Source organism: Aquimarina sp. EL_43 (assembly GCF_943422735.1).
GTDB lineage: Bacteria > Bacteroidota > Bacteroidia > Flavobacteriales > Flavobacteriaceae > Aquimarina > Aquimarina megaterium.
The window spans coordinates 671,648-686,401 of record NZ_CALSBR010000001.1; the positions used below are offsets into that span (position 1 = coordinate 671,648).

Sequence of the window (14,754 nt, forward strand, 5' to 3'; positions counted from 1 at the left end):
ACTATGAAAAAGATCATTATCCTTTTGATAATTCTCCTAGCGAATATTACGTATGCCCAACAATCTTTTGATTGTAACGAGGGAAAATTTTATCAGGTAATTTCTGGAGCATTACGATCATACGACCCGATAACAGGAACATACTCAGACCCTCTTCATACGCATACAGCGTACAATGCGGGAGGATATAACCCTGTAGATAACTTTTTATATGCGATTAGAAATAGCGATAAGCATTTATTACGTATCGGAACAGACATTGTAGTAGATCTAGGCGCTGTGGCCCAAAACGGAGGTGTTTCTTTTGGTGGTGGTTATGCTGCCGATGTAGATAGCGAAGGAAATCTATGGGTTTTTCAAAACGCACTCGACAAACAATCTTTTCATAAGATTACCAATCTTCAAAGCTATGATGGTTCTTCATCTCCTACATTTGAGATTGTAGTATCTGATCAGGCTTCACCAAGTACTTGTGCAGATATCGTATTTATAGATGGTAATCTATATGGCGGTAGCAAAGGAAATGTGTATAAATGGGATCTTACAACAGCTACACCTGCTTTTAGTTATAAGTCTGTTACAGATTTACCTAGTCATACATTTGGTGCGTGTTATACCGACACCAGTAACCGATTATATGTATCTAGTAATAAAGGTGGATTGTATTTAGTAAATGACTATGAGTCTGCTACTCCTTATGCTACATTATTAAACAATACAGAAGTAACAAATTCTAATGATGGCTTTAAATGTGCAGTTGGAGTATCTCCTATAGACGCTGATAAAGATGAAGTATTAGATCCTTTTGATAAAGATACCGATGGTGACGGAATCCCTGATGTTGTTGAAGGTGGTGGAATAGACCCATATGGAGACGATGACTCTGATGGAATTTTTAATTACCTGGATCCGGATTTTGGTAACACCTGTAATAGTGGAGTGTCTTTGGCTTTTGATACTGATCGTGACGGAGTTCCTAATGCATTGGATCTTGATAGTGATAACGATGGGATATTTGATATCGTTGAAGCCGGACTAGGAAGTTATGACACCAATGGAGATGGTTTTTTTAATTCTGAAGATGATAATTTTGTGGATTCTGATCTTGATGGAATTGCAGACATAGTAGACGTTGATCAAACCGGAGTTGCCTTCTACCCTACCGATACCGATGGTGACTTAATTTATGATCCATACGATATTGATGCAGATCAAGACGGTATTATTGATCTTATCGAAGGGCAAAACAGCGCAAGTTTCGTAACCCTTTCTGGTTCTGATCAGGATAGAGATGGTATGGACGATGCTTTTGATCCAGATCATGGTGGTACTCCCCAAGGATATGTAAATACTGATGGTACTGATAATCCAGACTTTATGGATACCGATTCTAATAATGATGGAACTTTGGATACCGTAGATGGGTATGATACTAACAGTGATGGTACTGCTGATACAGTTGCCGCAGGAAATGATTTTGATCAGGATGGCTTAGATGATAATTTTGATTTAAAAGAAACTGTATTTGATTCTGATAACGGAAACCAAACTCCAAGCAGTTTTCCTGTACTAAGTATTGGTCAGCGATACCAATACCCAGGAACATACAATAGTAACGGAACGCCAGACTATCTGGGAACAAACGAAACACTCGCTTCTGATTATCTCACACGAATCGATAACGCATTACCAGAAGGAAATTCTGTACCAAATCTTAACCCGAATTATATCTACTCGGGATATGACACCAATGTTATTATTGAAAGTACAACGAATGTTTCTGTAACTTTTATTGGTGAAAACACAAATTATAAAAATACACTAGGTTTTTATACCTATGATATCAATAGTCCTTCTGCTGCGGCTCCTAGCCCAGAAGATATAACTATTGTATTTCCTAATGCTTCTAAAACAGGTAGTAATGGTGAATTAAATGCTGGTAACACTGTAAACATAGGAAGTTTTGCAGCAGATACTGGTATTGGCTGGGTATTACTTGTAGACGGTTGGAATGGTAGCACCGTAGACTCTGGGTTATGGCAAATCTATTCTAATCCTGATTACAATCCAGAATGTGATGAAGCCCTACGACCACATAATATCTTGCTTGCTGATACGGCAAATGAGAGTATCGTACTTGGTTTTGAAGATATTAGAAGAGACTATCCGGGAGCAGATCACGATTTTAATGATGTTCTTTTTCATATCAAAGCTGATCAATACTCCTCCTTAAAAACTACAAACATCCCAGAATTAACAGAAGAAGGTGTTGTAACTTCTGGAAACGACGGTGGATTAGAAAGTAATGGTGACCTGGCTAGTTTAATTGCCAAAAGAAATTTTTTAAGATCAAAAACAAACAACGTATACAATCAAAAGAAATTACAGAAACGTTTCGCTCCGGGTCAAAAATCATACAAGTCTGGTAATAACCAAGATTTAAGTATTTATTTCCCAACAACCGGTGCTACAGGAACAGAAACATCTTTTGTTTCTAGCCCAGACGATCTAATTGGTATAACCAATGCTACAGCGGTATTTTCGATAGACTACTACAATCAAAATAAGAGAGTTGGAGCTGCCCTGGCAATGGCAACCAAAGGATCTGTTTATGATCATTCTAAAACGATCTGTGATAGACTTAATGGTTCTGTATTAGAAGATATAAGAACATTAACGATTCGAAATCATACTTTGGTAAATACCAAAATCAGAAGAGTTACCGGAGAAGTCGAACAAGCCTTACATTTTTCTGTAAGAATAGATGAGTTTCAAAATGAATTATATAGCTTATGGAATATCGATCAATATCCAGAAGGCGACTACCTTAACTTCCAGATTTGGGGTGGTTCTATCCCACAGGTAGCAACTATCGCAAATACGATTATCGATAAATTGATCGAACAAAAATCATTAGGTAAAACTTTTATCCCCAATAATATCCCATCTGTATTTGTACAAAAAGGATTTTATAGAGATGGTAAACTTGTTCTGGATATTGTAAATAAATCAGAAGTAAGTCAGTTCAATTTCAGAGGAAACAAAAGAGTTACCGAACTTTCTAAAGAAGAACTAATTACCAAAACGATATCCTTATCTGGTAAATATCAAGAAACTATTACTGTAGAAACCGGATACTTATTTGATATTGGATTTGCAATTACGGGAGATAATCCCAATACAGCAGATGTATTATACCTGGCAGATGGTCCATGGGGTATCGATTTTCTTGAGCAGGGAGCTACTGTATTTAATTTTGAAATCATAAAAAATAAAAACAGTGACACGCAAGAAGGGCATTATCAAGTAGAACGAGATGCCAAAGTAAGTGGTAACCTTAAAGAAACCGTGAACTTGTTTAGAAATATTCTTGGTGGTGATCTAACCCTAAATGTTTCTGAGTATGATGCAGTTGAGTTTGAATTATATACAGATAGAGATGTAGAAGTAGTTTTAGTAACCAAAGATCTTGTAAACTGGAATGACAGACTTAGATATACCATAAAAGCAAGTGATACAAAAGAAACATATACCATTCCTTTTTCAGAGTTTTCGAGTAAAGCAAAACAAAGTGTTTCTATCGATGAATTAAGAAGTGTGGTATTTTCTATTCAGGGTGATTACCAAAGCTTTGTTCTTTTTAATCTAGAAGTTGCTAAACTTGCTTTTACCAAGGAGAAAGAAAATACCGATGACACTACCGATGAGGAAGGTAGTGATGCTACAATTATTAATAATGATTATATCGAGGACATTGCGCTAACCACAGATAATAATACTGTTATACATAATTCTCCTAACCCATTCAGGACACAAACAACGATCAAAATGCCTACAGTAAATCAAAAAATTACAATTTCTGTAATCGATATGCTGGGTAGAGTTGTACAAAAAGAAGAGTTAGGAAGTATAGCAGCCCCATCGGATACTTTTACGTTTACTGCCAAGAATTTACAGCAAGGAGTGTATAAGTATATTATTAGAGGAGATGACTTTAAGAAAAGATACGAGGGAAGTTTTTTAATACAATAGCAATAGTTAATAAAAACCACTATACTACCTAAAAAAACAGGTGGTATAGTGGCTTTATAAAAAAGAGATTTTTTTTAGAATAAAATGTAAAGGTTGGAAAATTAAAAACTAACTTTATGAATATGATTCTTAATACTGCTTTAAAAAAATTGAGTGCTGAACAAAAATTTATGATCAGCGTTATCATTGTTAATGGAGGGAATTATCTATATAACCTGATATTAGGAAGAATCTTAGGTCCCGAACAATTTGCAGATGCAGCATTATTAATTACTTTTCTTTTGGTTTTATCGTTTATAGCGATGACATTTCAGCTATCTACCGCCAAATTCTCTGTTCTTTTTGAGGATTCAATATTTAAAAGTTTTATCAATATTATTTATAAATATTCAAGTAGTATCGGGGTTGTCTTTGGTGCACTCTTAGTTATTTTCTCCAAACAACTTCAGCTACTTTTTAATACTCAATCCTCTGCTATGTTTACCATTTTTGGGATTGGTGTCCCTATTTATTTTATAATGAGTGTTAACAGAGGAGTGTTTCAGGGCAGTAAAAAGTTTGACAGCCTTGCAATTACCTACCAGGGAGAGATGCTAAGCAGATTGGTTATTACTCTTATTTTAATTTACACCTTAGGTTTACAATCTTCTATTTTAGTTGCTTTGGGTATTGCAATTTCTTTTTTGTTTGGGTTGTTACCTTTTCGTTCTCAAGATATAGAGATCACAAAAAAACATAAACTACCATCTGCAGAATCTAAATATATCATTAAGTTTTTCTTACTAACAGCTTTCTATGAGCTTACTCAAATCATAATCAACAATAGTGACATCCTGATGGTTAAACATTATTTTGAAACTTATGAGGCAGGTCTATATGCATCCTTAGCATTGATTGGCAGAGTCGTTTATTTTGTTGCCTGGATGTTTGTAATGTTACTATTACCCAAAGTGGTAGAAAAACAAAAAGAAGGAGAATCTCATGCTCCTATCTTGTTTAAGTATGTGTTCTATATCACATTGCTTTCGGCTTCAATTGTTCTGGGGTGTTACCTGTTTCCCGAATTCGTGATCAATATCATGTTTGGCTCAGAATATTTAAGTGTTGCACCACTACTGTGGAAATATGCAATCGCAACTTCGCTTTTTGCTATTTCTAACATTTTTGCCTATTATTTTTTATCCTTAGATCAATATATACCAGTTGTATTATCTGCGTTACTTGGGGTTTCGCAAGTGGTACTTATCATATTCTTTCACGACACATTATCTGATATTGTTATTATGCAAATAATAGCAATGGCTATTCTTCTCATATTTCAGGTCTTCTTTTTTTTAAGCTATCAGAAGATATCTAAAAAAGGCTCAACGAACAATTAAATCAATTCATCGAAGGATACTTGCAACTCAACAGATTTAGCGTAGAGATGCAAAAAAAATGATCCATCTTTGAAATAATAATAACCTATAAAACAAGAAGTTATGGCTTTACAAATTACTAAAAACCAAGGGATTTTTGAAATTAAAGGAAGTATTGTGGCAGAAAATACCAAATCGCTACAGCATCATTTTGAGAAGTTATTATTCAATTCTGATAAAGTGATATTGTGTATTGATAAGGTTAAAAAAATTGATGCTTCAGGTGTTAGAGTATTGACCAAATTATTTAGAAGTGCTATGGAAAGCAACAAGATTTTTTACATCATTGGAAAAGAAAACAAAAAAATAAGTAATGCTTTTGGTAAAGTAAGTTACATACTAAGAAGTGATTTCGTATAAAACATAACCCCCAAATATAAAATATCATGAAACTACAAATAATACATACCTCAGGAACATTTGAAATCGTAGGAAACTTTACTTTGGATAATACAGAATTAGTAAAAGATCATTTTAACTACTTATTAGATCATTATGAAGAAGTAGTCATGTCTTTAAAAAAAGTAAAAAAAATCGACAAAAAAGCAATAAAAGTTTTAAAAGAAATCTATGCAAAAGCCAATAGAAGAAGTAAAATACTTTTTGTTTTAGGAAAAGAAAATAATGTAATAGCAAACGCTTTCAAAAAAAATAAAGCAGATCATATTTTTAGAGAAAATTACTAACCTCTAGTTATATAAGTTTTGTATCTGTAACACACACAAAACTCTTTCTAATCGACAACATTATAGTTATTCTTCTTATGTTTCAGTTGTTTTTGTTGTCAGGTTATTATAAATTGTAGTTTATTATATTAAAAAAGTAAAGACGTACCCCATTCGTCCTAAAATCTTGAAACCTGTTAACCAACAAGATTTCTACTCGATTTTAATTCGTCTCTGTCTGTTTCTAAAAAAGAATACAAAATTCAACAGATGAAATTAGCAATTGTAACGGCGTATCCGCCTAGTAAGGTGACTTTAAATGAATATGCATACCACCTGGTAAAACATTTTAGACAACATGCCGAGGTATCTGAGCTTGTTTTATTAACCGATGTATCTCCCAAAGATGCCGATACCGTTTTTGAAGAACAAGGATGTAATGTAGTCGTTAAACAATGTTGGAAATTTAATAGTTATAGTAATATCTTCTCTGTTATGAAAGCTATTAAACAAATGCGTCCAGATGCAGTATTGTTCAATCTTCAGTTTATGAAATTTGGTGACAAAAAAATAGCTGCAGCGCTTGGTTTATTATTACCCAAACGTTGTGTCTTTAACAACATACCCACAATAGTTCTATTACATAATATTATGGAGCAAGTAGATCTTGAAAGCTCTGGGTTTACAAAAAATAAAGTCTTACAAAAAATCTATAATGTTATAGGAACAACACTCACCCGGTTTATTTTATCTGCCGATATTGTTGCTGTTACCATTGACAAGTATGTTCACATCTTAAAAGCAAAATATAAAACCGAAAATGTAGTACAGATTCCTCATGGGACGTTTGAGTTACCTGAAGAACCAAAATACACGCTTCCCGAAGGCCCACTGCAGATTATGACTTTTGGTAAATTTGGCACCTACAAGAAAGTAGAAATCATGATTGAAGCGGTAGAAAAAATACGATCCAGAACAAATATTGATTTAGAGATTGTAATTGCCGGAACAGACAATCCTAATGTTATTGGGTATTTGCAATCGATGAAAGAAAAATATGCAGATGTACCTCAACTCACTTTTACCGGTTATGTAGAAGAAGCAGATGTACCTCGAATCTTTGCAGAAAGTGCAATGGTCGTATTTCCTTATACCTCTACAACAGGAAGTTCTGGAGTATTACATCAGGCAGGAAGTTACGGCAAAGCAGTGGTTATGCCAGATTTGGGAGATCTAAGTTTATTAGTAAAAGACGAAGGCTACCAGGGAGAGTTCTTTAATCCAGAAAGTGTAGACAGTCTGGCTGATGCTATAGAAAAAATAGTATTGGATCCTGCATATCGCACTGCTTTGGGGCAAGCAAATTATAAGGCAGCAACTGCCCTACCAATGAGTAAAATCACAGCAATGTATTTAGAGCAGTTTAATGCTATCAAAAAAAGTAAAGCACGCAAAATTGAAAAGACATACAAAGGGGCTTCTTTATAAAAATACTTCTGCCGATATACTGGCAGGATTGCCCCAAACTTAATGATTTGTCATAACTGTAAAAACACTTGTATCTCGTACAAGTGTTTTTTTATTTATTTATGTACTCAAAAGCAGGTTTCTTGTTGCCATCACGATCTATAAATCCAAAGTGTTTTTGCTTATGTTTTCGCCAGGGCAGCTTGCCTACCACAGTACTAGGCACCTCATCAAAATCATATAAGGTCCAGGAGAGATAATGGATATTATCTTGCTTAATAATCTCTTGAAATTGTTTATAATAGTTAGCTTGCCCTTTTTCTGAGGGACCGAAAGGGCTCCAAAACCCTCTATTAGAGGATAATCCAAATTCTTGTAAAACCATAGGTTTCTCAATTTTTGTACTCATTGCAGTATACGCTTCAGAAAAGGTATCGATATCCAGATAATAATGAAAAGAAATAATATCTACTTCATTTTGTAGTAAGCCAGCGGATGCTGTATCAGACCACCCGATTGTTACCAAATGATTAGGGTCAAATTGTTTGATCTGGTAGATCATTTCTTTTAGCCAGGCCAATACATTTTCTTTTCCTCTGGTATCAAAATCCAGATTAGGTTCGTTCTTTATATCCCAGGCAAGGATAGCATTATGATTTGTAAAAACACTTACAATTTGTTCTGCATGACGATGAGTTAATGTCCAATCCAATACAGAGTAATCTCCATAAAAGTCAAATAGTGTAACAATAACTTTAAGGTTTTTGGCTTCTGCCTTATCTAATACTTGTTTAAGTTTTTCTAATTTTTCAGTCTCTACTTTAGCTTTGCCAAAAACTTCATAGGGTATAAAAATTCGTATCGTATTTAAGCCTGCGTTCTTAATAATATCGAAATCTGTAGCAATCACATTAATATCATAATCATCACCAAACATATCCCATGGTGTTTTCTGTGGGTAATAATTAATCCCTTTGATCTGGTATTCTTCATCTTCAACAAATATTTTGTCTCCCATAACTTTAACCGACCTACTGGTTTGTGTTACTGGATCTGGTGAATGATTTTTTTCTTTTACCATATGGCGTATTCGCCAAAAACCGTCTTCTAGCATTAACAATACTTGATAGTCAGATTGTAATTTTGTTTCTAATAACAGTTCATGATCATGATAAACCCTTTGATATTCTTTTACACCAGTATCTGTTATAACTGCTAATTGGCCATCTGCACTATAAAAATCTAGTGCTACATTATGAGTAGTTGTTGTGCTATGTATAGCAATATTTTTTTCTTTGTTTGATATTAGTGATGCAAAAATGTGTTTTCGTGCACTTTTGGTATAATAATCATCTATTCCTTTTGGTGTATTAGTTTGATATGCTGTATTACGTATATACCATGCATTAAGGTAATCTTGTTCTATTTCTAGTAGTGTTTGTTTTTCTATAGGTCGCCCGGGATTGATAGTATCTTTCCATTTTAATTTAGGTAAATACACTTGTTCTTTATGCAAAGCCAGATGTAGCATCGAACTTCGATCTGCTCCCGTAGTAAGATAGGATAATGTCTGACTGATACCAAAAAGCATTAGTATAATAACTCCAACAAAGGAAATAATGATGAATGACCTATATATATTTCTATTCCAACCCATCATTTTAGTGTTATATTCTTAAATTCTTTTTGTATTCCTAAAGCTTTGATCTGCATATCGTAATTTCCTGAAGCATAGAACCCATCTTGTAACAGGAATCTAACCAACCCATGTGAAGAAGTTTTAACTTTGGTATCTATTTTTTGATTATCCTTAAAAATATCCATCTTTACTATGGTACCGTCGGGGATTAATTGTTCCATAAAACTTATCAGGGGTCCAATAGTAATCTCTCTATTATCGTTGTCAAATTTCACTTCAAAATCATCCAAAACCTGGGTATACGCTATGGTTAGTATATTGCTCTCTGCCATGCCCGGCACATAGGCTTTAATCTGCCACGTATCTTTATGATCGGGATGCAAAATTTTACCTACTGCCTGACCATTAACTGTACTTCCCTGTGTATGTAATAGCTGCCCTTTTTCATCTTTAATTACAAATTTTACAAGAGAACCATCACTTACTATATTACCATATTCATCCTTTATGATAGATGTAATAAGCTCGGTAATTTGATTACCGTCTGCATATGCATGTTTTCGATTACTTCTAATCTCAAAATTTTGTGGCAGTGAAGGATATACCTCAACAGAAAATTCCTTAGAAACTGTTTTGCCAACCTTCGAAAACAACAATATTCGCCCTGATTGATCATAAGAAAATATGTTTGCCCAACCGATCATATCTTTGCTCTGTAATATCCTTTCTTTTTCTATATCTAAAAATTGATGCCTAATCAATACTGCAGTACTATCCGGCAATGGATTATCAAAAGAATCTGTAGAAACGATAATTTGCATGGTATAATCTTCTCCCCCCGCTATGATACTAGGAGGTCCTATATAGGATTCTAAATGTACTTTTGTTTTGGTATTAGATATAATACGTATTTCGCCTTCATATAAACTCCCCGACTCACCAAGTAAGGTATACGATACTAACCCTTTTTTCTTAGCCATAAACTCTGGAACGGTAAAACGAGCTGTATCATGTGTATCGGGATCGATCACATTGCTGCCAAAAGAGGAATGTATAAAAAGTTGAGTTCGAACAGATGTATTAAGCTTAAAATCTAACACAATAGGATTTCCTGCTTCAAATACTCTTTCTTTGGTTACTAACACTGCAGAAATTTCATCTTGTGTTTTTAGAACAGTCGTAAAAGCAATACTTATAGCACAAATTAATGCTCCCAAAAACAATAGAATAATATGTTTCTTTTTTAGCTTCATTAGTTTGGTGCTCCGATATAGGTATTAATTTCAAACTTAATATAACTAAATCCTTTTCCTTCTATTGGTATAAATTGTACCGATTGGTGTTCAACTTTTCTGCTAGGAACTACTTTATTACTAATTAAAGTATTTAATAACCCATTTACAAAAACGTTCTTCAAATCTTTACTAATAGTTTGTACGCCTGATAAATCCAATAACTGATAATCAAAATATTGTTTGCGTTGTGGGCGAATACCTTCTGGTAAATATTGATGATCGACCCACACTAGCTCATGATCTTTACTGTAATAGGAAACTAATAGTAAAGGAACGGTAACCTCTTCTAGCCCGGAGTTAAACAAGACTCCTTCTACATGATCATTTTTTATAGAAAGCTCATTTATGGCAACGCCTTTATATAAATCTACTGTGGTTACATTTCCTGCACATTGCAAATTAAATTTAGCAGGCTTTTCATCAAATTTCATTGCTGTGAACTGATCGGGGTCAAACGTTTTTGGTTTATGATCTTCTTTATTTATCCAGGCAATTCCTTCAAAATTAATACGGAAACTCGTAATTTCCTTAGGCATTAATTTATGTTTCATTTGGTGTTTGGCATTATACCTAGCTAACTTTTCATCTTTACCATTATACAATGTACCAGTGATTACAACATCGGCTGGTATATTATCAACATTTTGTATTTCGCCTATCAGGCTATATTGATCACTACATTCAACAATTTTTGCTGATAGTACCTCTAATACAGGTTGTTTAAGAACATCTTCATGATAGGTCTGTTCTGAACTAATTCTACGCCTTCCATGATTATAAAAAGCCGTGATGTTTTCTGCAAACAACTGATCAGGAGGAATATCTAAATCATATGGCAATGGTTTTACATACCACTTATTATGATATTTCACCAACTCATGATAGAATGTTTTATCTATTATTTCTAATGGAGTGATCCAATGTGTAATGGCTTTAACTCTGGCAGTACTATCTGTTTGAGTAGTAATACTTACATTAATTGCATCCATTTTGGCATACGAACTCAATAAACCATCTGTTACGGCAACCTCTAACATATATTGATCGACCGTCTTATCACTTTTTGGATCCAGATAAGAATATGCTCTTTTAAATTCTTTAAAATCTAATGCATCATAATATGCTTCTGTTACATTAACGGGACTTATTTGTTTTACATTTTTTATATATATCAAATAAGAACCATACCCTATAATAATTAACATTAGGAACCCCCATAGGTAAGATGCTTTAAAAACTGATTTTTGAAATTCCTTATAGTGTACTCCAAACTTAAAATATACAGGAAAACTCTTATGCTTAGCTTTTAAAGCGTGTATCCATATCAACTGTACATTAATAATAAATGCTAGTAATACAGTGCATATCGGAATCAAACTCCACATTAATTTTTGAAACATAGGAACATCCTCTTTGGGTAAAATACTGGATAGCGGAGGAACATTTAACTTTTCCCAAACCATAATCCCATTTTCTAATTGCCGCAACCTCTGCCAACCACAGAAATACAAAATAGGGTCATAAAACTTATCGTTAGAAAACACATATTTTAAATTATATTTCTCGGGAACCGTAAGAAATTGTTGCAGAGAACCAATGCCTTCTACACCTCTAAATTTTGAATTTTCTAGTCGTTCTACTGCCCTGGTCGTTAGCTCGGGTAATCTCCTTGCAGAGTGATAATTGCCATCAACCGTCATTGCATTAGTTTGAGCAGAAAGCCACGCCATCTGATCTCCAAACCCCAAAGGAAGGTATCTCCAGTGATCGTGTTGATCCTGGCTTAAAAAATTTAAGATGGGCAACATTTTGATTTTTTGTGGCTGCGAAGGTCTAAAATACCCCAGACTCATTGTAAAAAGTGTCATAAAAACAAGAACTGCGGTAAATAGCCCCCCCAAAATCCTATGATAGACACCTCCGTATTTTTCTTGAATCTTTTCTTTTAAATCACCTTCTATAAATCGATAACCAAATTCGCCAAACATGGGTAAAGCCATAATAGAAGCCCATAGGGTAAACCTGTCTAATGTAAGAATATTAAACGCATTGTCTCCCAACATCATTCTGGGGATTGGCGTTGTCCCCCCTGTTCCTAAAATTGTTAAAAGCGTTATCGATAACCCAAAAAACAAATATCGTTTACTGTAAAATCGATACCATATATAGGGTAATAAGAATAGTAAAACTCCCCACGGAATCAAAAAGAACACTAATCCTGATGAAGTGACCTCTAAAAAATTATCTCTCGACCCATGCGGTATGGGGACTTGAGTAATTGGGTTATTCTTAGTATTAATCCAATACGGAAGAATACAAACAATGATAAGTAGTAGCGATCCAAAACCAAAACCTACAATTCTTTTAAAAAGTGAAAGAAAACTTTGTAAAAACAGTAAAAATCTAATTTCTTTATATGAACCTACCTTTTCTCTAGAAACATCCATGATTACCATACCTATTAACGGAAAAATAAAGAACACCATTCCAAAAATTGGGGTTACATGATGAGAAGTCACTGTAACTGCTATTAGACTCAAAGCATTTAATAAATATTTATATTTTCCGATTTTAAGCCATAGATAAATTTCGGGTAACGCATGCAACAGGATAGACAATCCTATAATACTGGGTAATTGTCCAAAAATATGTAGTGTTTCTATAAAAGCGGAAGAGAACACTGCAAGTATAGCTGTGTATCCTGCAACTTTTCTATTAGAGGTAAGCACTAAGGCAAAACGATATATTCCTGTAATAAAAAGAATGATAGCTATAATAGCCACAGTAAACAAACCAAATTTAAGCCCACCAATATAAGAGAACAATCCAATACTTTGATGCACTAATGGTGGATATCCCATTACTGTAAACCCCGTATACCAACTATAGTTCCAGGGTTCGAACCAATTATTGGCATAATGATTTCCAAAAAATAGATGAATTAATGCATCATATGTAGACTCTAGGGTAAAAAAAATGGTGGTACCATGAAAAACCACTCCGATGAGTAATGCACTTATCAAATACTTATTTGTGGTTTTATCCATAAAGACTCGCCATAGTTTTCGATTTAAATATACGATAAAGGTTTCGGTTTAGAACAAGTCTGAAAAGAATGCAAATTAAAAATTAGCAGTTTACGGTTCTGATTGACTACAAATCAGACTTCTATTGAAATCTACAACCTTTTCAAAGTAATCTCACAATCCTCAAAACATTGGTTTTCAAGAATCCCAGCATTCTAATATAGCTATAGACGAATGGTATGTCTTTCGATAAAAACCATTCACCGACAGCAATATTCTACTCATCGAAATACCTTCTCGTACAGCGCAAATCGTGGCTACTTTTGGAGTATAAACCTCAAAATACTACCATTATGAAAACAGGAATTATCATACCATGCTATAACGAAGAAAACAGATTAAATGTAACTGCTTTTTTAAACTTTATACAAAAGGAAAACGATTTCCACTTATGTTTTGTAAATGATGGAAGTAAGGATAACACTGTAGAAGTATTAAAGAAGATTCAATCTCACAACCCTCTTAAAGTAAGTGTTATTGATATCAAAAAAAATTCTGGAAAGGCTGCAGCAGTAAGAGCAGGTGCCAGATACTTACACAGTAGAGGTGATATAGAATTTATTGGTTTTATTGATGCTGATTTATCTACAGATTTTGAAGATTTTGACGGACTTTTAAAAACATTAAAAACAAATAAAAGATTAAGTTTTGTTTTTGGATCGAGAGCTAAAAACGCTTCAGATGATATCAAAAAAGATGGTATTAGAGCAATGATTTCAAAACTTATTAATATTCTTATTGTATTCATTTTGGGATTATCTATTCAAGATACACAATGTGGAGCCAAAGTGTTCAAAGCAGACCTGGTTCCTGTGATTTTTAACAAAAATTTCTTTAGCAGATGGTTATTTGATGTAGAAATGTTTATAAAAATGAAAAAACACTTCGGTAAAACCGAAATTATGAATAAGATTTATGAACAACCTCTTAAAAGATGGGTTCATATGGAAGATTCTAAATTAGGATTAAAAGATTCATTAGAAATTCCTTACAGATTATTATCGATATGGTTTAACTATAATATACTTCAATCTTTACAGGTTTCATTTTCTAAAGAAATTACCGAACCTACAATAGAAGTATACGGAATGGCTACTCCGGCTTTAGCTGCCTAAGGTATAAGAATACCTTACAAAATTTGACTCGAAATTG

General features: G+C 33.8%; 9 protein-coding genes. 6 read left to right on the plus strand and 3 right to left on the minus strand.

Annotation, left to right across the window (positions count from 1 at the left end; all coding sequences use genetic code 11):
• Nucleotides 1–3: 3 nt before the first annotated feature.
• The 5 genes from NNL09_RS03130 (at nucleotide 4) to NNL09_RS03150 (ending at nucleotide 7,603) form a co-directional block, all read left to right on the plus strand.
• Nucleotides 4–4,032 carry a DUF4114 domain-containing protein gene (locus NNL09_RS03130; protein WP_196909090.1) on the plus strand — a complete coding sequence of 1,343 codons (4,029 nt, stop codon included), beginning with the start codon at nucleotides 4–6 and terminating at the stop codon, nucleotides 4,030–4,032.
• A gap of 116 nt (nucleotides 4,033–4,148) precedes the next feature.
• Nucleotides 4,149–5,411, plus strand: coding sequence for an oligosaccharide flippase family protein (locus NNL09_RS03135; RefSeq protein ID WP_370540748.1), 1,263 nt, complete (start codon nucleotides 4,149–4,151; stop codon nucleotides 5,409–5,411).
• A gap of 102 nt (nucleotides 5,412–5,513) precedes the next feature.
• A complete protein-coding gene (locus NNL09_RS03140) occupies nucleotides 5,514–5,810 on the plus strand; it encodes an STAS domain-containing protein (protein WP_025662981.1) in 297 nt (98 codons plus the stop codon).
• Between the two features lie 26 nt (nucleotides 5,811–5,836).
• Nucleotides 5,837–6,136 (plus strand): hypothetical protein, encoded by a 300-nt coding sequence (locus NNL09_RS03145; RefSeq protein ID WP_196909091.1) that lies wholly within the window; start codon nucleotides 5,837–5,839, stop codon nucleotides 6,134–6,136.
• A gap of 249 nt (nucleotides 6,137–6,385) precedes the next feature.
• A complete protein-coding gene (locus tag NNL09_RS03150; protein WP_196909092.1) occupies nucleotides 6,386–7,603 on the plus strand; it encodes a glycosyltransferase in 1,218 nt (405 codons plus the stop codon).
• 91 nt (nucleotides 7,604–7,694) lie between these two features.
• Here NNL09_RS03150 and NNL09_RS03155 read toward each other — a convergent pair whose 3' ends face one another.
• Genes NNL09_RS03155 through NNL09_RS03165 form a run of 3 tightly spaced genes read right to left on the minus strand, consistent with a single transcriptional unit; the run spans nucleotide 7,695 to nucleotide 13,563 of the window.
• Entirely contained in the window at nucleotides 7,695–9,239 is a 1,545-nt protein-coding gene (locus NNL09_RS03155; RefSeq protein WP_317193926.1) for a cellulase family glycosylhydrolase, read from the minus strand.
• Complete coding sequence (locus NNL09_RS03160) at nucleotides 9,239–10,474, minus strand: hypothetical protein (protein WP_231389141.1); 1,236 nt, start codon at nucleotides 10,472–10,474, stop codon at nucleotides 9,239–9,241. The genes NNL09_RS03155 and NNL09_RS03160 overlap by 1 nt, the downstream gene beginning before the upstream one ends.
• Nucleotides 10,474–13,563: a hypothetical protein gene (locus tag NNL09_RS03165; RefSeq protein WP_196909094.1), complete on the minus strand. Its 3,090-nt coding sequence runs from the start codon at nucleotides 13,561–13,563 to the stop codon at nucleotides 10,474–10,476. The genes NNL09_RS03160 and NNL09_RS03165 overlap by 1 nt, the downstream gene beginning before the upstream one ends.
• Nucleotides 13,564–13,895: 332 nt before the next feature.
• Between NNL09_RS03165 and NNL09_RS03170 the strand changes: the two genes are divergently transcribed.
• Nucleotides 13,896–14,717: a dolichyl-phosphate beta-glucosyltransferase gene (locus tag NNL09_RS03170; RefSeq protein WP_196909095.1), complete on the plus strand. Its 822-nt coding sequence runs from the start codon at nucleotides 13,896–13,898 to the stop codon at nucleotides 14,715–14,717.
• The last annotated feature ends 37 nt before the right edge of the window (nucleotides 14,718–14,754 follow it).

Coding starts and splice junctions, on each gene's coding strand:
- NNL09_RS03130 (WP_196909090.1), top strand. CDS start 4: ATGAAAAAGATCATTATCCTTTTGATAATTCTCCTAGCGAATATTACG.
- NNL09_RS03135 (WP_370540748.1), top strand. CDS start 4,149: ATGAATATGATTCTTAATACTGCTTTAAAAAAATTGAGTGCTGAACAA.
- NNL09_RS03140 (WP_025662981.1), top strand. CDS start 5,514: ATGGCTTTACAAATTACTAAAAACCAAGGGATTTTTGAAATTAAAGGA.
- NNL09_RS03145 (WP_196909091.1), top strand. CDS start 5,837: ATGAAACTACAAATAATACATACCTCAGGAACATTTGAAATCGTAGGA.
- NNL09_RS03150 (WP_196909092.1), top strand. CDS start 6,386: ATGAAATTAGCAATTGTAACGGCGTATCCGCCTAGTAAGGTGACTTTA.
- NNL09_RS03155 (WP_317193926.1), bottom strand. CDS start 9,239: ATGGGTTGGAATAGAAATATATATAGGTCATTCATCATTATTTCCTTT.
- NNL09_RS03160 (WP_231389141.1), bottom strand. CDS start 10,474: ATGAAGCTAAAAAAGAAACATATTATTCTATTGTTTTTGGGAGCATTA.
- NNL09_RS03165 (WP_196909094.1), bottom strand. CDS start 13,563: ATGGATAAAACCACAAATAAGTATTTGATAAGTGCATTACTCATCGGA.
- NNL09_RS03170 (WP_196909095.1), top strand. CDS start 13,896: ATGAAAACAGGAATTATCATACCATGCTATAACGAAGAAAACAGATTA.